The sequence below is a fragment of the Halorussus ruber genome, from assembly GCF_004765785.1.
GTDB lineage: Archaea > Halobacteriota > Halobacteria > Halobacteriales > Haladaptataceae > Halorussus > Halorussus ruber.
Window position 1 is genome coordinate 138,898 of record NZ_ML219769.1, and the last position, 17,973, is coordinate 156,870.

A 17,973-nucleotide genomic window follows, 5' to 3' on the forward strand; every position below is an offset into this window, starting at 1 on the left:
TAACACACTGCCAACCCGCCTTATCCGGCGGATAATAAAGGCCCGCCGGTTCCAGAGTTCTCGCCGATGGAGTCACGCCCCGCACACGGATACCTCGACCTGCTGGTCGCGTTCGGTCTGCTGGCGCTCGCCGCCGCCGCGACCGCCCTCTCGCTCGACGGTATCGTTCGCTTCGCCCTGCTGATTCCGACCACTATCTTCCTGCCGGGCTACGCCGTCGTCTCGCTGGCGTACCCGACCGGAGGAGAACCGCCAGAGGAGTCCACTATCGGCCCGTCCGGAACCGGCCTCGAGAAGGCGTTCGCCCGCGGCAACCACGCAATCGGGGGCATCGAGCGCGCCGCGCTCGCCGTCCTCTGGAGTCTCGTCGTCGTGCCCGCGGTGGCGCTGGCGGTCCACTTCTCGCCGTTCCCCATCGCGGCCCGCCCGATTCAAGTCGCCGTCTTCGTCACCACCTTCGTCCTGCTGGTCGGCGCGGTCCTGAGTCGCGCCCGCCAGTCCGCCGACGAGCGGTACGCGCCCGGCGTCCCCTCGCTGTCGAACTTCCCGGGTCGGTCGTCCGGGTTCGGCAAGTCCTCGCCGACGCTCGGTTCGACCGCCACGTCTCGCTCGTGGCCGACGCTCCTGTTCGCGGTCAGCCTGCTGGTGCTGGCCTCGTCAGTCGGCTACGCGCTCGTCGCCACGCCGACCGACGAGGCCTTCACCGAACTCTACGTCCAGTCGGGCGACGTCACCGACGAGACGACGTCGCTGTACCCCTCGTCGCTGGTCCGCGGCCAGACCCAGCCCTTCGAGTTCGGCGTCACCAACCGCGAGGGGTCGTCGGTCGAGTACGGCTACGTGGTCGCGCTCCAGCGCGTCGATAGCCCCACGGGCGACACCGCCAACGCGACCAACGCTACCCGAGGAGCGAACGCGTCGGCTGGCACGAACTCCTCGACCGGCGCGAACGCCTCGGCCGAGGTCCTCGCTCAGACCGAAATCGACCGCGGGAGCTTCGAACTCGCCGACGGCGAGACCCGGAACGTCACCGCCCGCGTCACGCCACAGACCACCGGCGACGACCTCCGGGTCGTCGTGCTGGTCTACCGCGGCGACGTGCCTGAGGACCCGAGCCTCGACAGCGCCTACCGGGCGCTCCGCCTCCCGGTCGAAGTGACTGCCGCCTCACGAGGAGCCAACTGATGTGGCCGTGGGAACACGTCGCGTTCGGCTACCTGCTGGTCTCGCTCTACAGTCACGTCGTCCGCGGAAAATCTCCAGACGGCCGACTCGCGCTCGCGGCGGGACTGGGCGCACTCTTCCCCGACTTGGTGGACAAGCCCCTCTCGTGGACGTTCGGGGTGTTCCCCTCGGGCTACGCCGTCGCTCACTCGGCGTACGTCTTCCCGACGTTCGCGGTGGCGCTCTGGCTGGTCTTGCGCTACCGGGGAGCGCCCTCGCTCGCGGTCGCCTTCGTCGTCGGCCACTTCTCGCATCTGGTCGGCGACGTGGTGTACCCCTTCCTGCTGGGCGACGAGTTGGCCGTCAGCGCGGTGCTGTGGCCCGTCGTGACGCGGCCAGCGTCGCCGACCGAGGCCGGACTCCTCGCCCGGACGCTGTACTACCTGCGGGAGTGGCTGGTCCGACTCTGGGCGCTCGAACTCGGCCCGCTCCTGCTGTTCGAACTCGCGCTGGTCGGCGTCGTGGTCGCGGTCTGGCTCTACGACGGCGCGCCGGTCTTCGCGGAGTTCCGGTCGATGCTCGCGGCCCAGACTGAGTGACGAGACGCGGTTATTTCTCTCCTGTCCGTTCTCGATTCGGTCTCCTCGGCCTGACGCCCCCACTCCGACGTTTCCGCTGCCCATATATTGCCTTTCTTGACATCTACTTGTCTCGACACGCTTCCCTCCGTCTCGATACATCCTTGGCAACAGTTGGTAAACTGTTCACCGCGGGAAACGGTCGCCCCTATATAAAGTGTCCTCGTGAGACGCCCGAACTGGATGCCTTCAGAAGACTCACCCGTCCAGTCGAACAGACGCGACAGACGCGAATTTTTAAAAACCGCCGCGGCGACCGTCACCGCGACGCTCGCGCTCTCGGGTCAGGTGAGCGCCTCGACCGACTACGGAACGGTCATCGACGTGGTCGAGGCCGGTGGGGACAACACCGGGAACGAACCGATAAATCCGGTACTGAATCGCCTCCTCGGGCCGGACACCCACGACACGCTCCTGCGATTTCCGCCGGGCACCTACGCGATGGACGAGATGTTCCGGTTCACCGACTTCCAGCACGTCGGGTTCGTCGGCGACGACGCGACCATCGTGCCGACGTCGGACTTCGACTACAGCGCGCCGTGGCTGTTCCGACTCGGCGTCCTCGAGGACCCCGGCCAGAGCCTCGAATTCTCGGGCTTCACCTTCGACCTCACCGCCCCCGACACGGGGATGCGAGCGATCGAGGCCCAAGTCACCACCGGCCTGTTCGTCCGCGACGTGGACGTGGTCGGCCACCACGACCGGGGGACGCTCGGCCCGGCGATGTTCAACGTCCTCGACTCCGACGGTTGGGGGTCGGTCGAGCGATTCTCGGCCCCTGACGGCGGCGCGTACTCGGAAAACGCGGTGGGGAACATCGATGTCGGCCCGACCGGCGTCCTCGTGAGTCCCTACCACCGGGGCACGCTCCGACTCCGCGGCCTCGACATCGGCGGCTTTCCGGACAACGGCCTCTACGCCGACACCCCCGACGGTCGGGTGCTGGTCGAGGGCGGGCGCTACCGGAACAGCAACGTCGCCAACGTCCGCATCGCCGGGGACGCGAGCTACATCAAAGGGACGCGAATCGAGGTCGACCGCAATCGCCCGGAGGACGTGAACCAGCGCGGCATCCGACTCGACGCCAGTCGGGACCTCCTCGTCGAGAACGTCAGCATCAGCCTGTCCGAACCCAACGGTTACGCGCTCTCGGTCCAAGACGAGGTCGAGTCGGCCCGCATCGAGGAGGCGAACATCGCGGTCGCGGACCGGCCCAACACCGCGATGGTGGTCGCGCCGAACGCGAACCGCGTCACGGTCGCCGACTCCGACGTCCACCTCGACGGCGGCGGGTACGGCCTCGCAATCTTCGGGAACGCGCCCGGCCCGGTCGTCGCCCGGAACCTGACCGTCTCGGGGTGGGCGACCGGCGAGGAGGGACGCCCGGCGGTTCTCTGCCGCCGCGACCACTGCGAGTTCCACGACCTCGAAGTCTACCAACCCGGACGGGACCGCCGCGCCCTCGACGTTCACGGCGACGACTGTCTGGTCGAGGGCGGGGTCTACATGGCGAGCAACTACCCGCTGTACAACACCGGCTCTCGGACCCGGTTCGAGGACGCGACCGCCGACTCGTGGGGCGACTACCCCGCGCTCTACCTCCTCGACGGCGAGAACATCGAAGTCGTGAACTGCGACCTCTACGGCGGCGTCCGCAACGCCGGAGCCTCGATTGGGACTCGGTACGGAAATACGACGTAGGATTGCCCTTTCGGGAAAAATACGCGCGGCCCGAGAGCGACGGCTACGCCGAGCCTTCGCTTTCGCTCTCTGCGTTTTCGCTGTCTTCGCCTTCGCCGTCTTCGCTCTCGCCTTCGTTGCTCTCTTCATCCTCGTCTTCGTCCCTCTCTTCATCTTCGCCTTCGTCGCTCTCTTCATCCTCGTCTTCGTCGCTCTCTTCATCCTCGTTTTCGTCCCTCTCTTCATCCTCGTTTTCGTCGCTCTCTTCATCCTCGCCTTCGCCGTCTTCGGGTTCACCCTCTTCCGCCGGTTTGCACACTCGCTTCTGGTCGTCGGCCGTCACCTCGACGCTGGTCGAGGAGGACTCCTCGGTCCCGTCCTCGCGGACGATGGTGACCGTGGCGTTGTAGCTCCCGGCGTCGTCGTAGGTGTGGCTGACGGTCGGGTCGTCGGTTCTCGCGTCGGTGTCGCCGTCGCTGTCGAAGTCCCACTTGTAAGTCGCGTCCTCGCAGGCCTCGGCGAGTCCGCTGGCCTCGAACTGGACCGACTCGTTTTCGGTGACGGTCTCCGGCGAGACGGAGAGTGCGGCGCTCGAATCGCGGTCGTGTCCGTCCTCGCCTTCGTTCTCGTCTCCGTGTTCGTCCTCGTCTTCACTTCCGTCCTCGCCGCCCCCGCAACTCCCTTTCAAGATTTTGATGGGTTCGTCCCTGTCGAGCGAGAACTCCTCGCCGGTGCCCGACTGGAGTTGCCAGTCTTCGATTTCGTCGGTGGCGAACGGCCACGGGTTCGACCGGTTCTGGTACGCCCACGACTCCTCGCCGAAGGCCGGTTCGACCGTGATGCCCTCGAAGTCGGCGTCGAGGCCGCGGACCGCCGCGCCGTCGGTGCGGTTGTCGCCCCACATCCAGTCGATCGTCGAACTAGTCTCGCCGTGGTCGAAGTTGTCGTCGCGGTTGGCGTAGTCGTCGTCCTCGATTACCCACTCGCGCTCCTCGGGCAGGCCCGAGATGTCGAAAGTGGCCGCGCCGCCGCCGGTCTCGTTGAGGTCGTCGTGGAGCATGACGAGGCTCAGACCCTCCTCGCCCTCGTAGACGAAGACGTGGCTGACCTGATTCTCTTGGACTGCCTGCGAGTCCTCGCCGTAGGAGCCGTAGAGCGTCCCGGCACCTGCTCGGTAGTCGTAGAACTCCGAGACGGTCTTCTCGCCGGAGCCGAGGGCGGTGACCTCGTAGCACTCCTCGCCCTGCACGACGTGGAAGGTCTCGGTGTCTCCGGCGCTCTCGCTGGCGTCGTTTCCGGCGGCGTCGTTTCCGGTTGCATCTCCTGCGAGGCTTCCTGCTCCCACGGTGGCCGTCCCGAACGAGGAGGCCACCAGGAGCGCGACGAGCAGGACGGTGGTCGCTTTGGCGTCGGTCACGACGCGGCCCTCCTCGGTGCAGTCCTCCTCGGTGCGGCCTGCCCTGTCAGCAGGTGTGCGGGCTTCGATTCGCGGTGTCGATGAGTCGATTTCGGGGGTTTCATGCTGTGTCTGCGTTTGCGGATTCTGGTTTCTCTGCCCGGTACGCCGGTCGTACCGCGAGTTCTCGTCACGGCATGCTTCCCCACGTTCCGCGGTTCTGGGCTTTACTATCTTACAGCTAAGTCGTTGGAAGGCAGGGTCTACGGCCGCCAGCGCCCTGCAACAGTCTGTGGACTTATGCGGAATCAAACCCGGTCGCCGGTCCGCGGCGGCCGGGTTTAGCCGGTCGGTAGTAATGGCCCGTCGGTTCATATTCCCCTGCGATGTCCACAGTTTCGGTCGTTATCCCGACGTACAACCGCGCTGAACTGCTCTCCAGAGCCATCGACAGCGTCCTCGCACAGACCTACGACGACTTCGAACTCCTCGTCGTGGACGACGGTTCGACCGACGACACCGAAGCGGTCGTGACCGCCTACGACGACGACCGGGTGCGGTACCTCGCCCACGAGACCAACCGCGGCGCGAACCCGGCGCGAAACACCGGCATCGAGGCCGCCGAGAGCGAGTTCGTCGCCTTCCTCGACTCGGACGACGAGTGGCGACCCCGGAAACTCGAAGCCCAACTCGACCGCCTCGAAGAAGTCGAGGGCGAATCCGAGTTGGAAGAATCAGACTCAGACGACGAGTGGGTCGCGGTCTACACCGACTACGACGTGACCGTGCCCGGCGTCTCCGGCCTCATCCGAGAGACCGCCGCGTCGATACTCTCGACGGACACGCCGGGCGAGCGCGTCGAGGGCGGCGAGGAGCTAGTGGGACCGACGCTGGCCGACACGCTCCACACCGGTGCCGGTTCGACCCTGCTGGTCCGGACCGAGGTCGCCCGCCGAATCGACGGCTTCGACGAGGAGTTAGACTGGTTCCAAGACCCCGACTTCCTGCTTCGGGTCCTGCTGGAGGGCAAACTCGCCCACGTCCCCGAAGAGTTGGTCGTGCGCCACTACTCCGGGTCGCCCGACGCCGACGCCGCGGCCGAGGCAGGCATCGAGTTTCTGGAGAAGCACAACGACCTCGTCTGGGAGGCCGAGCGCCAAGGCTACGACGTGTACGGCGCTCACGACCTCATCCTCGCCAAGTACTTCCTGCGAGACGGCCAGTTCCTCCCCGGACTCTCGCATCTCCGGCGGGCCTCGGTCGGCCCCCGACAGGTGCCCTCGCTCGCGTGGTTCGCCGCCACCGGAAGCCGACGCGGTCGGTCCGCCCTGCTCGCGGTGTTCGCGTTCGCGGTACTCGCCACTCGCCGGACTCAGCTGAACGATGAGTGAGATATGCGGGGAAATCGGTAGTCGGGCCGACGCGGGTCCGGTCGCGGAATCGCTGGTCTGGTCGGACACCCAAACGTCGGCGACCTACGACGACGATTCGGTGAGCGTCCACGCCTCGGTCCATCCACTGCTCGCGGAGACCCCGGTCCGAGAAGTCGGCGACGACGCGCGACTCTGGCTCGTCGGCGACGTGTACGGAATCCGCGAGGAGGACCGGTACTCTCCTCGCCCGGCCGAGATGGACTGCGTCGAGTACTGCGCCCGGTGCTACCGGAAGCACGGCGTCGAGTGCTTCTCGAAGCTCAACGGGAGCTTCGTCGGCGTCGTCTACGACGAGTCCGAGGAGACGGTTCACGTCGCAACCGACCGCCTCGGGACCAAAGCCGTCTTCCGGGCGCGGCCGGAGTCCGACCGGTTTCTCTTCTCGACGGACATCCAGTCGCTCGCCCGAGCCCCCGGTTTCGAGGCCGCGTTCGACCGGCCGTACCTCTACGAGTACCTCGCGTACAAGCGGTCGTTCGGCGTGACGACGCCGCTACGGGGCGTCGAGAAACTGCCGCCCGCGACGGTGACGACCATCGACCTCGACTCGATGTCGGTCGAGCAGTCGCGGTACTGGGAGCCGATTTTCGACCCGCTCGACCGGCCGTTCTCGTACTTCGTGGACCGATTCACTCGGACGCTCCAGACCGTCCTCGACGAGTGGGTGCGCGACGACGTGAACTACGCCGTCTTGCTGAGCGGCGGCAGCGACTCGCGTCTCGTCCTCGCCGCGCTGAACGGAGACGCCACCGCCTTCCACCTGAACGACTGGCTGAACCGAGAGGCGCGGACGACGACCCGGGTCGCCGCCAGAGCCGACGCCAGATTCGAACTGCTGAAGCGGGGTCGGGACCACCAGCAGGCGGCGCTGGCGCGCAACGCGCCGCTTTCGAACTTCGACGGGTGGTTCAGCCAAGCCCGGACGACCGGCTTCGCCGACGCGCTGACCGACGAGGCCGACGTCCTCCTCTCGGGGATGTACGCCGACACGCTGTTCAAAGACCACGGCATTCCGTCGCCGGACGTGTCGCTCGGGTCGCTCGGCACGCTTCACCTGTCGGTCGAAGACCCGATCGAGACCGTCGAGGAGTTCGTTCACCGGACCGCGGTCGAGCTACCGGCCTACGTGGACGATTCGGTGTCGATGCGCGAGATTCTCGACGCCAACGTCGGGTACGACGGCGACCGCATCGACCACCACGGCATCACGTACAACTCCATCCGCGAACTCGTCCTCTGCGGCGAGTACTACCCGCTGTCGAACGACACCGAGCAGATACTCACCCGGAGTTCCTCCCAACTGATGCCGTACCGGTCGCCGTTCCTCGACAACCGACTCGTGGACCTCCACCTCCAGATGCCCCTGAAGTATCGCCTCCGGCGGAACGTCGTTCACCGGGCGCTCGAACGACTCGCCCCGGAACTGGCCGAACTCCCGCACGGCGAATCGAGAGTCCCGCTCGACTACCCCCACTACGGCTACTCGTTCGCCGAGAAGGCCGTCGCCTTCTGGAAGCGCCACTTCGAGTCCGACTGGTCGCCGGAAAGCCACTTCACGCAGGGGCCGTGGACCGACATCGAGGAGTTCCTGCGAAGCGGCGACTTCGTCGAGGAGACCCTCGCCGACAACGAGCGACTCCTCGACCAGCTTCCCTTCTTGGACCGCGAGGGTGTCGAAACCTGCTACCGAGACCATCTCGACGGGGCGAACAACACGAACGAGCTGTACACGCTCATGACGCTTCTGGAACTCCCCGTGACCGAACACGTGGCGACCGACCGCGGAGCGACCGACCGCGGAGCGACCGACCGCGGAGCGGCCGACCGCGAAGTGATTGACCGCGGAGCGACCGACCGCGGAGCGACCGACCGCGGAGCGACCGAACGACGGAGTGAACGCTGAATGGCTGACGAACGAGACGCGGTCGTCATCCCGGCGTCACGATACCCCCACGGGTACGCCTCGGTCCGGTCGCTGGCGCGGGCCGACGTGCGGACCATCGTCGCCGTCGCTGACGAGGACCTCCCGGTCACCGCGTCGCGGTACTGCGACGAGGTGGTGACGATTCCGCCGACTCGTGACCTCTACGCCTACCGGGACGCGCTCCTCGGACTCGCGGCGCGTCCGGACGTGCGGACCATCGTCCCCCACCGGCCACAGGGTCCGTACCTCCTCTCGAAGTTCCGCGACGAGTTCGACCGGTACGTCGACATCGCGGTGCCGGACCTCGACACGCTGGAACGCGCCCACGACAGGAAACGACTGATGGACGCCGCAGACGACGCTGGCGTTCCCGCCCCGAAGACCGAACCGCTGGGCGACGCGGACGACTGGGACTCGGACAGAATCGTCAAGTCCCGGTACAACCTGCTCGTGGACGAGTACGTCGACTCGTTCGACCCCGGCGAGTCGAGCATCGAGAAGCTCGTGACACACGTCCCCGCGGACGAATCGCCCGACGCGGACGCGATTCGGTCCCGGATGAACCACACGCCCGTCGTCCAAGAGTACGTCGAGGGGACCGACGAGTACATGGTCGGCGCGCTGTTCGACCACGGCGAACCGCTGGCGACCTTCCAGCACCGCCAGATTCGGGGCGACTCCTACACCGGCGGTGGCGGCGTCTACCGCGAGACGGTCGATATTCCGGAACTCGACCGGGTGTCCCGGTCGCTCCTCTCCAGTCTCGACTGGCACGGACTCGCCTGCATCGAGTACGTCGAAGACGCCGAGACGGGCGAGTTCAAACCCGTCGAACTCAACCCGCGGATGTGGCAGTCGCTCGCGTGTGCGACCCGCGCGGGCGCGGCGTTCCCGCTCTGGTACTGGCTTCAGGTGACCGGACGGACCGACCGCATCGACCCCGGGTACGACGTCGGGGTCGGGACGCACTATCTGGCCGGTGAACTCGAACATCTGGTCAGCATCGTCCGCGAGCGTTCGTCGCTCGTGGACGGACCGTCGCTGGTCGGCACGACCCGCGAGATTCTCCGGTCGTGCTACGAACGGCCGGACTTCGACTACTTCCGTCTGGACGACCCCGGCCCGACGCTTCGACAGGCCAGCACCGGCCTCCGGCAAGCCATCGAGCGCCGCATTTGAGCAAGTAGAACAATCGGAAAACAACGAAAATTATTTCTTCGGCCGGTCTGCCGAGCGGTAACGGGAGCGGTTTGCTCCCCTCAGCGGAGCCAGTTCAGGAAGCCACTCACGTCGGAACTGTCGTCGGTCCCGTTCATCGCGGTCGTGGAGTTCGTCATCGTCTCGTTCGTCGTCCCGTTCATCGTCGTCGTGCTGTTCGTCGCGGTCTCGTTCATCGTCGTCCCACCGAACCCGGTCGTGGTGGTACCAACGACTCCGTCGGCGGTGACGGTCCCTCCGGCGAACGCCGAGAGCGTCCCCTTGACCTCGTAACTCGGCGTGCCGACGGTCACGCTGTCGGCCCCCGAGACGGACGCGAACGCGAAGTCGATGGCGTACGAGCCGTCCGAGGAGATTTTCGCACTCGCCACCTGGTCGGTCTTGCTGTTGTAGACGTAGGCGACCCCGCCAGCGTCGCTCCCGTCGGCCTCGCCCTCGATGGTCCACGTCTTCGCCGTCGCGGGGACGCCCGCTCCGGCGGTCGGGTAGTCGGCGACCTGCCACGCCTGATACCCGCCAGCGAGGGCGTAGACCTCCTCGAAGCCGCTGTCGATGAGGTTCGCCGCGCGCTTGACGGCGGTGTGAGTCGGGCAGTGGCAGTAGGTGATGACGCGGTCGGACTTCGGCCAGTCGCCCGTCGGGTCGCTACTGGTGCCCGTCGGCGCGGGACTCCGGACCGCGCCGAGGACGTGTTCGACTTGATACCCCACCTCGGCGCGGGCGTCTACCATCCGGGCCTCGCGGCGGGCGTAGAGGTTGTACGCCACGTCGAGGGGGACCAGCGGGACCTCGACGGTCGAACCGCTCTCGGCCTGCTCGTGTACGGTCCGGAAGGACTCGGCGTCGAAGTCCACCGCCGAGGGCTGGTCGTCGAACTCCGGCGGGTAGCCGTCGTCGGGGTTGGTGTCCTCGGGGTAGTCCTCGCTCTCGGTGGCGGTCTCCTCGGCCTCGGTGGTCGTCATCTCGCCTTCGGTCGTGGTCGTCCCGCCCGTAGTGGTCGTCTCCCCCGCAGTCGTGGTCGTCTCCTCGGGGTTCGACCCCTGACATCCGGCGAGGAGTGCGGTCGCTGTGGTTCCGGCGGCCATCAGATATCGTCGTCGGGTCGTTTCGTCGGACTCCATACACCCCGCTCGGACCGGCACGCAGTTTATTACGCGCCGGATATGCGCGACGTAGCCGGTGGATAGGCACCCACCTATTCCTCAAATTTAGATGACATTGACGGCCCGCGGTCGGTGCTATCCACCGCTTAAAATAGCGTGACAACCACCTACGTCGCTTGGTGACACAAACTACGCCCTGGCGGACTGAAAGGGCGAGCGGGCCTCGCGTTTACGTGGTCGTCTCAGCACGGCCCTATTTCGCGGGCGCAGAACTGCGCCCGCGAAATATCCTGCTGAACGACCGCGAGGCCCGCGAGGGCTTTCGAGACCTTCGTTCCGATTCTGGTGGTTCGTCTTCCTGCTACGACTCAGAAAAGCGATGGAGAAACGAAAACCGACCTCAAACCGTCGAAAAATCAGCTCAGGGCGTCGAACACATCGCCACGTCCCCGTTGACGTAGACCTCGCCCATCGACCGGCGGCAGAGCCGCGACTGGGGGATGTCCCGAATCGCTCCGCTTCCCTCCTCGGCGGTCAGGAAGAACGACGCGCCCTCGCGCTGGTAGCCCCTGTAGACCACGATGTCGTGGGTCACGGGCCGGGATTTATTCACGACCGCCGGGGCCGCGGGGTAGGACCGAGTTCTGGTGAAGACGGTCTGGTAGGGGTGGTCCGTGTGGAGAATCTGGCGACCGGTGAGGCGGTCGCGGTCGGGCGACCCGGTCATCTGCGCGATGGTGTCCACGGCGGCGAGTTCCTGCTCGGTGTAGCTCAGGCGCTCGCGCTGGCCGTCGAACACCGGGTCGTCCACCGTCCCGTTGCTCGACATCACCATCACGCTCGGGAAGGCGAGCGCGAGGAGGACCGCGAGCGCGACGAAGGCCCGCGAGTCGAGGGTTCGAGAGAGGTAGCGCAGGCCGACCACGCCCAGAATCGCCATCGGGGCGTACATGAACGCGATCCAGCGCTGGGGCACGAAGTTGTCGATGCCGAACATCGGCAGGCCGAGGACGAACACCAGCATGATGGCGGTCCCGACAAGCAGGGTGAACGTCGCCTGCGAGGCCCGCTTGCGGTGGATGACGTAGAGACAGCCGACGAACGTGAGGAACATGAACAGCAGGAAGCCGGTCGTGTCGACGTAGAGCGCGATTTCTTCGACCAGCGTGGGCGCGGCGCTACTCGCGGCCTCGCCGCCGCTGGAGCTACTGCTCGTGCCGCCGACCAGATTCAGGAACCCGGCGCTCGACGTGAGCGTCTCCAGCAGGTAGCTCAGGACCAGCGAGAGGAAGGGCTGGTCGGCCCCCGCGTAGGGCGTGAACGACCACATGAACAGGGTGAACCCCGCGTCGAACACCAGCAGGCCCGCGACTCGGACCGTCTTCTCGCCGTCGAAGGGGTTGAAGACGGTGTTCGTCCCGGCGAAGGGGCCGTACTCCACGAGGAGCCTCGCCACCAGCGTCGAACCCAGCAGGACGAGCATGATGAACGTCGAGACCTGATGGGTCAGGATGAGCGCGACCGAGACGACCAACAGGAGCAGGAAGTCCCGGAGTCGCTGCTCGACTCGCATCAGTCGCACCACCATGTAGGTGACCGCGAGGAACATCAGCAGGCCCTGACTCGTCGGAATCAGGTGGATGCCCCACTCGATTGGGTAGTCGGCGACGCCGTAGAGCGCCGCCGCGAGGACGGCCCACCGCGTCGAGACCAGCAGGTTCGCCGTCGCGTAGACGAACAGCGGCGTCAGCGGCATGACGAGGCCGAGCGAGAGGTGGAGCGCGGTCCGGAGCGACGCGTCGAGCAGCAGGGAGTTCGCCACGACGTAGAGGTGGTAGAACGGCGCGGCGAAGTGCTTGTTGTCGTCGATGGCGTTCAGCGACCCCTGGGTCAGGATGGCGTCGGCGAGTCGCGGGACGTGCGTCCAGAGGTCGATGCCGATGAACCCCGGATTCACGTAGAGGGCGGGCAGTCGAATCGCGGCCGCGAGCAGGACGACCTGCGCGAGCAACCACCGCCGGTCGAAGTCCTCCTCGCTGGTGAACAGCACCTGCCCGACCACGAGCGTTCCCAGCACGCCCGCGATGTCGTAGAACAACAGCGAGCGCTCGCCAGCTTGCACCGCGACGACGACCAGCGCCGCCGCGCCGACGACGACCACGCTCGGTAGTGTCGCGGCGACGGTGGTCGGAAGGCGGGGAAGCGAGTGATTCCGTCCCGTCTCGGTGTAGACCCCCGCCAAGTAAATCAGGCAGGCGGCCCCGAGGACGATGGGAATCGTCTCGATGTAAATCTGGGAGGCGAAGAACCGGAGCGGGAACAAAAACAGCGCCATGACGACGCCGATTCCGGCCATCGTGCTGTCGATGCGGACGTTGCCGAGGAAGCCGTCGAACCGCGTGGACATCAGGTGATACCTCCGCTGTCGGGTTCGGACGTGTTCGTCTCACTTTCGGACATATTTAAATTTGTATTAAATATACTAACATTTTGATTAGCAATGTATAGGTTGTCTCCGGTCGCGCCGCGCTCGCTCAGGACGCGCTCGTAGACGCCGCGGAGTCGCCGCCCGGTCGCGTCGAGTTCCCACTTCCGGGGGAGTTCCGGGGCGGTTCTGTCGGACTCGGCGTCAGCAGCGGCCGAATCCGACGCGGCCAGCGCCCGGTCGAGTTCCGCGGCCAACTCCTCGTCGGAGTCGCAGACCGACGCGCCGGGCACGTCGGAGACGAATCCCACGTCGGTCGAGACCACCGGCAGGCCGCAGGCCGCGGCCTCCTTGACGACCATCGGCCCGCTCTCGCGGGTCGAGGTCACCAGCAGGGCGTCGCTGGCGTTCATGTAGTGGGGCATCTCGTCGTGGGAGACGCCGGTAATCGCCCGAATCTCGGCGTCCGCGTCGGCGCGCTCGACGACGCGCTCGGCCCGCGGGAAGTCCTTCTCCGGGCGGTCGGTGTCGTAGGGGAAGAGGACGATTTTCGCGTCCTCTCCGTCGTCCCCCTCCGTCTCCCACCCGACTCGCTCGCGGGCCGATTCCCGCGGAATCGGCCGGAAGCGGTCGGTGTCGATGCCGAACGGGACGTGAGTGTAGGGCCTGTCGAGCGTCTCGACCATCCGGCGACTCGGCAGAATCGTCGCGTCGGCGAGTCCGGCCGCGAACCGACTCATGCGGCGAATCCACTCGCTCTCGCCCATCAAGTCGGTCCCCCAGAGCGTCAGCACGACCGGTCGCCGGGGAAGGGCGAGCGCGAAGGGCGCGGTCAACCCGTAGTGGGCGTGAATCAGGTCGTGGTCGCCGAGCGCCGAGAGGACCTTCGGGGAGAACCGGGCGTACTCGGCCGCCGTCCGGGGTTCCGCGGCCGAGTGAGACCCCGGCACCTCGCAGACGGTCGATTCGACCCCGGCGCGTTCCAGCGCCTCCACCTGCGCGTCAAAGAAGGGCCGACGCTCGGTGACGAGTTGGAGGACCTTCACTCGGCACGCACCTCCTTGTCCCGATTCGCCCGCATGTCGAGGGTCATCGCGGTCAGCAGGGCCAGACAGCCGACCGGGAGGAGGACCAGCGCGGCGATGCCCCGCGTCTGGGGGCTTCCGACCGCATTTCCGTCTTCGCCCGCGTCCTCACTCCCCGAGACCAGCGCCGCCAGCCCCGCGACGCCTCCCACCGCCATCGACGCGACCCCGAACAGGTAGAACAGCGCCAGCGGGTGGAAGTCCCGGACCAGATACTTGGTGTGGAGCCGCCAGACGAACCGGTTGACCAACAGCGACGAGAGCTTCGGGATGAACGACGAGTACTCGATGCTACTGGTCTCGTCGCCGTACACCGCGGCCATCGGCACGTCGGCGACCGTGTAGCCGTGGGCGTTGAGTTTGACCAGCACGTCGTTGCAGAACCCGTAGTCCTGATAGAAGTCCTCCGGTCCGAGCGTTTCGAGTGCGTCCGCGGAGATGGCGGTGTAGCCGTTCTGCGGGTCCATCGTCTTCCAGTAGCCGCTGGCGACTTTCGTCAGGAAGGTCAGCGACCAGTTGCCCAGCAGTCGCCAGTTGGTCATCCCCTCGCGGAAGTCGGCTTCGAGGAGTCGGTTGCCCTTCGCGTACTCGGCCTCGCCCGCCACGATGGGGTCGAGCAGGCGCGGTAGCTCGTCGGGGTCCATCTGGGCGTCGCCGTTCATCACCGCGATGACGTCCACGTCGTCGTCCAGCGCCCGCGAGTAGCCCGTCGTGACCGCGCCGCCGACGCCTCGGTTCTCCTCGTGGCGTATCGGCACGACGCGCTCCTCGACGCCGACTCCTCCGTCGGAACGGGGTTCCGACGAGGCTCGCAGACCCGCTGTCTGCTCACCCCCGTCAGCCTTCGCCGGTTCGCGGGCTTGTTCGCGCTCGTCTGTTTCGGCGCTCTCGGCGGCATCGTCGTCCTCCTTCTCGTTCTCCGCTTCCTCCTGCTCTTGCCGAGCGCGCCGGTTGGCGCGCTCGGCGGCCCGCTGGACGTGTTGCCACGTGTCGTCGGTCGAGGAGTCGTCCACGACGTAGACGCGGTCCACGAACTCGGGCATCGTCTCGACCACGGTGGCGACGAGGTCCGACTCGTTGTACGCCGGGACCACCACCCCGACGCGCGTGTCCCGGTACATCTCACAGCCTCCGGTAGATGAACCCGCTGTCCTCGGCCGTCTCGGCCTCGAACATGCCGTTGACGTCCATCAGCACCGGGTCCTCGGCCGCGGCGTCGGCGACTGCCCCGAGGTCGAGGCGCTCGAACCGGTCGTGGGCGGTCGCCAGCAGGACGCAGTCCGCGCCCTCGAAGCCGAGCGACTCGCGGACCTCGATGTCGAAGTGGTCCGCCATCGCCTCGTCGTCGGCGTGGGGGTCGTGACCCACCACGTCGATGTCGTACTCCTCGAGGATGTCGATGACGCCCTCGACCTCCGAGGTCCGGATGTCGGCGACGTTGGGCTTGTAGGCCAGTCCCAGCACCAGCACCTCGCTCTCGCTGAGGACCTTCCCGGCGTCGTTGAGCGCCTTCAGCGTGACCTCGCCGACGTGCTTCGGCATGTACTCGTTTATCTCCCGGCCCTTCAGGGTGAGTTTGGGCGTGTAGCCCTGCATCTCCGACCCGTAGGCGAAGTAGAAGGGGTCGACCGGGATGCAGTGGCCGCCGACCAGTCCGGGCGAGTAGTCGTGGAAGTTCCACTTGGTCCGGGCGGCGTCCAGCACCTCTTGGGTGTCCAGCCCCATCTGGTGGAATACTATCGAGAGTTCGTTCACCAACGCGATGTTGATGTCCCGCTGGACGTTCTCGATGCACTTTGTGGCCTCCGCGGCCTCGATGGAACTCACGCGGTGGACGCCCGCGCCGACGACCGACTCGTAGAGCGCGGCCACGTCGTCCCGCACTTCGGGGTCGTCTGCGCCCACGACTTTGACCACCTCGCGCAGGCCGTGGTCGTCGTCGCCCGGCGAGGCCCGCTCGGGGGAGTAGGCGACGTGAAACTCCTCGCCAGCACTCAGTTCCGAGGCCGACTCCAGCGCCGGAACCAGCACGTCGCGGGTCGCGCCCGGATAGACGGTCGATTCGAGGACGACGGTCGCGCCGGGGGTCAGGTACTCGCCGATGGTTTCGCCCGCCTGCTCGACGAACCGGAAGTCGGGGTTCTGGAACTCGTCGACTGGCGTCGGCACCGTGATGAAGACGTACTCGGCGTCGGCGATGGCGGTGGGGTCGGCGGTGAACCGCACGTCGCTCTCGGCAATCGCGGCGTCGCCGACCTCGTTCGTCACGTCGGTCCCGTTCTCCAGTCGGTCGATTCGCTGTTCGTCGATGTCGTAGCCGACGACGCGCTGTCCCGCGTGGTCGAACTCGACGGCCAGCGGCAGGCCGACGTAGCCCAGTCCCACGAGACAGACGGGCACGGACTTGGGCGGGGTCGGTGCGCGCTCGCCGGTCGAACTTCGATTGGTCTGTTCGGTCCGGTCAGTCTGGTCGGTTTGGCCGGTCTGGTCGGCTTGTTCGCGCTGGTCAGAAGGGTCTGTCCGTTCGGGAGGGTCTGTCCGTTCGGGAGGGTCTGTCTGCTCGGTGTTCTCGTTGTACGAACTCATGGTTTTGTGTCGGGGGTGAATCGGCTCTCGTAATCGTTGCTCAGACGGCGAATCGCCATTACTAAAGAGGGGATAATCCGCGGAACGAGGTCGGATTCGGCGGAACTGTTCATCTTGCGGTTCGACCATTCCTCTCGCGGTCCGACCACTCATCTCGTAGCTCGGCGGACCAGCCGGTCGGTCAACTCGGCCACTTCCTCGCGGACCCGCTTGGACCGCGAGCGGTCGAGTCGGGCGTCGTCGGCGTCGAGTCCGGCGACGTAGTCCGCGATTTCGTCGGGATTGCGAGAGTGGAGGATGCGGCCCTCCTCGACCATCTGCTGGTCGACCGACAGCGGGGTGTTCGGGAAGAACGAGACGGCGGGCTTGCCCATGCAGGCGGCCTCGCGGGCCATCGTCCCCGACCCGGTCAGGACGCACCGCGAGTGGGCGGCCAACTGGAGGCCGTCGTAGGCACCGTCGGGGACGTGGACGCGCTTGTCGTCGTACCCCGCGGCGTACCCGCGGTCGCCCCGGCCCCGCGGCAGGTAGACGACGTTGTAGCCCGCGTCGGTCACGCCGTCGAGAATCCGGGGGACGAGCGAGGAGGCCTCGTCCACGTAGGCCGCGTCGAGGGCCTCGGGTCGGACCACGACGTACTGCTCGAAGGGGAGTCGGTCGGTGAACGTCGGGTCCGGGTCGAAGTCGGCGACGTAGATGTCCTCCTTGTAGCCCGAGTAGGTGTACACCGAGGCCGGGGACGCGCCGTGTTTCTCCAGCTCGCCCACGTCGAAGGCCTCCGGAACCACGGTGTAGGTCGCGCGGGCTTCGAGCCAGTTGTACAGCTCCTCGGCCCACAGGCCGTCGGCGTAGGCCGTGATGTCGTTGTCCGTGAAGTGGATGGAGGGAATCCCGCGGGCCTTCGAGGCGAGGACGCACATGGCGTTGCGCGAGGAGAGCGACACGTCGGCCTCGGGGGTGTCGGCCGCGAGTTGGGCGGTCCGGAGCGGGATGCCGACTTTCCGGAGGTGGGGGTTGTCGAAGTCCCGGCCCCGGACCTCGAAGTCGAAGCCGAGTTGCCGGGCCAGCGCGACCGTCTCGGTCTTCTCGCGCACGGTGGTCTTCACTCGGAGGTCCGACAGCGACTCGACCAGTCCGTCGAAGAGGAACGGGTGGGAGGGACTCACGAGGTCCACCCACGCCGTGACCGACGCGCTCGCGGTGTCTTCGCTGGCCGTCGTACTCACGCTCACGGCGTCTCGTTCGGCTTTCGTACTTCCAGACACCGAATCTCTGTGGGCGCTCTCGTTCTCCGACTCGTCGCCGACCAGCCCGTCGCCGC

At 66.7% G+C, this 17,973-nt stretch carries 13 protein-coding genes; 6 read left to right on the forward strand and 7 right to left on the reverse strand.

What is annotated here, in order from left to right; all coding sequences use genetic code 11:
- Positions 1-66 precede the first annotated feature (66 nt).
- The 3 genes from EPL01_RS02830 to EPL01_RS02840 all read left to right on the forward strand — a co-directional run bounded on the left by EPL01_RS02830 (position 67) and on the right by EPL01_RS02840 (position 3,503).
- The gene (locus tag EPL01_RS02830) at positions 67-1,185 is read left to right on the forward strand and encodes a DUF1616 domain-containing protein (protein ID WP_135823747.1); all 1,119 of its coding nucleotides are present in this window, start codon (positions 67-69) and stop codon (positions 1,183-1,185) included.
- Positions 1,185-1,763, forward strand: coding sequence for a metal-dependent hydrolase (locus EPL01_RS02835; protein WP_135823748.1), 579 nt, complete (start codon positions 1,185-1,187; stop codon positions 1,761-1,763). The genes EPL01_RS02830 and EPL01_RS02835 overlap by 1 nt, the downstream gene beginning before the upstream one ends.
- Positions 1,764-1,985: 222 nt before the next feature.
- Complete coding sequence (locus EPL01_RS02840; RefSeq protein ID WP_135823749.1) at positions 1,986-3,503, forward strand: right-handed parallel beta-helix repeat-containing protein; 1,518 nt, start codon at positions 1,986-1,988, stop codon at positions 3,501-3,503.
- A 43-nt stretch (positions 3,504-3,546) separates the two neighbouring features.
- Here the strand turns inward: EPL01_RS02840 and EPL01_RS02845 are convergent, their stop codons facing one another.
- The gene (locus EPL01_RS02845; protein ID WP_135823750.1) at positions 3,547-4,899 is read right to left on the reverse strand and encodes a PKD domain-containing protein; all 1,353 of its coding nucleotides are present in this window, start codon (positions 4,897-4,899) and stop codon (positions 3,547-3,549) included.
- A 365-nt stretch (positions 4,900-5,264) separates the two neighbouring features.
- On the opposite strand from EPL01_RS02845, the gene EPL01_RS02850 reads away from it, so the two are divergent.
- From EPL01_RS02850 to EPL01_RS02860, 3 genes are read left to right on the forward strand one after another with little or no spacing between them, the layout of a single operon-like run.
- Positions 5,265-6,269, forward strand: a complete 1,005-nt coding sequence (locus EPL01_RS02850) for a glycosyltransferase family 2 protein (RefSeq protein ID WP_135823751.1) — start codon at positions 5,265-5,267, stop codon at positions 6,267-6,269.
- A complete protein-coding gene (locus tag EPL01_RS02855; RefSeq protein WP_135823752.1) occupies positions 6,262-8,214 on the forward strand; it encodes an asparagine synthase-related protein in 1,953 nt (650 codons plus the stop codon). The genes EPL01_RS02850 and EPL01_RS02855 overlap by 8 nt, the downstream gene beginning before the upstream one ends.
- Positions 8,215-9,414 carry a carboxylate--amine ligase gene (locus tag EPL01_RS02860; protein WP_135823753.1) on the forward strand — a complete coding sequence of 400 codons (1,200 nt, stop codon included), beginning with the start codon at positions 8,215-8,217 and terminating at the stop codon, positions 9,412-9,414.
- 80 nt (positions 9,415-9,494) lie between these two features.
- Here the strand turns inward: EPL01_RS02860 and EPL01_RS02865 are convergent, their stop codons facing one another.
- The 6 genes from EPL01_RS02865 to EPL01_RS02890 all read right to left on the reverse strand — a co-directional run bounded on the left by EPL01_RS02865 (position 9,495) and on the right by EPL01_RS02890 (position 17,917).
- Positions 9,495-10,574 carry a rhodanese-like domain-containing protein gene (locus EPL01_RS02865; RefSeq protein ID WP_135823754.1) on the reverse strand — a complete coding sequence of 360 codons (1,080 nt, stop codon included), beginning with the start codon at positions 10,572-10,574 and terminating at the stop codon, positions 9,495-9,497.
- A 403-nt stretch (positions 10,575-10,977) separates the two neighbouring features.
- Positions 10,978-12,963 carry a hypothetical protein gene (locus tag EPL01_RS02870; protein ID WP_135823755.1) on the reverse strand — a complete coding sequence of 662 codons (1,986 nt, stop codon included), beginning with the start codon at positions 12,961-12,963 and terminating at the stop codon, positions 10,978-10,980.
- A complete protein-coding gene (locus EPL01_RS02875) occupies positions 12,963-14,027 on the reverse strand; it encodes a glycosyltransferase (protein ID WP_135823756.1) in 1,065 nt (354 codons plus the stop codon). Before EPL01_RS02875 ends, EPL01_RS02870 begins: the two co-directional genes overlap by 1 nt.
- On the reverse strand, positions 14,024-15,187 hold the full coding sequence (locus tag EPL01_RS02880; protein ID WP_135823757.1) for a glycosyltransferase family 2 protein: 1,164 nt from the start codon (positions 15,185-15,187) through the stop codon (positions 14,024-14,026). The genes EPL01_RS02875 and EPL01_RS02880 overlap by 4 nt, the downstream gene beginning before the upstream one ends.
- Position 15,188: 1 nt before the next feature.
- A complete protein-coding gene (locus EPL01_RS02885; RefSeq protein ID WP_210424056.1) occupies positions 15,189-16,652 on the reverse strand; it encodes a nucleotide sugar dehydrogenase in 1,464 nt (487 codons plus the stop codon).
- A 149-nt stretch (positions 16,653-16,801) separates the two neighbouring features.
- Positions 16,802-17,917: a DUF354 domain-containing protein gene (locus EPL01_RS02890; RefSeq protein WP_394346240.1), complete on the reverse strand. Its 1,116-nt coding sequence runs from the start codon at positions 17,915-17,917 to the stop codon at positions 16,802-16,804.
- Between the last annotated feature and the right edge of the window lie 56 nt (positions 17,918-17,973).

What these genes read in the sequence shown, in the direction of transcription:
- EPL01_RS02840 (WP_135823749.1), top strand. Translation starts at nt 1,986, where the DNA reads ATGCCTTCAGAAGACTCACCCGTCCAGTCGAACAGACGCGACAGACGC.
- EPL01_RS02880 (WP_135823757.1), bottom strand. Translation starts at nt 15,187, where the DNA reads ATGTACCGGGACACGCGCGTCGGGGTGGTGGTCCCGGCGTACAACGAG.
- EPL01_RS02830 (WP_135823747.1), top strand. Translation starts at nt 67, where the DNA reads ATGGAGTCACGCCCCGCACACGGATACCTCGACCTGCTGGTCGCGTTC.
- EPL01_RS02860 (WP_135823753.1), top strand. Translation starts at nt 8,215, where the DNA reads ATGGCTGACGAACGAGACGCGGTCGTCATCCCGGCGTCACGATACCCC.
- EPL01_RS02865 (WP_135823754.1), bottom strand. Translation starts at nt 10,574, where the DNA reads ATGGAGTCCGACGAAACGACCCGACGACGATATCTGATGGCCGCCGGA.
- EPL01_RS02855 (WP_135823752.1), top strand. Translation starts at nt 6,262, where the DNA reads ATGAGTGAGATATGCGGGGAAATCGGTAGTCGGGCCGACGCGGGTCCG.
- EPL01_RS02885 (WP_210424056.1), bottom strand. Translation starts at nt 16,652, where the DNA reads ATGAGTTCGTACAACGAGAACACCGAGCAGACAGACCCTCCCGAACGG.
- EPL01_RS02835 (WP_135823748.1), top strand. Translation starts at nt 1,185, where the DNA reads ATGTGGCCGTGGGAACACGTCGCGTTCGGCTACCTGCTGGTCTCGCTC.
- EPL01_RS02850 (WP_135823751.1), top strand. Translation starts at nt 5,265, where the DNA reads ATGTCCACAGTTTCGGTCGTTATCCCGACGTACAACCGCGCTGAACTG.
- EPL01_RS02870 (WP_135823755.1), bottom strand. Translation starts at nt 12,963, where the DNA reads ATGTCCACGCGGTTCGACGGCTTCCTCGGCAACGTCCGCATCGACAGC.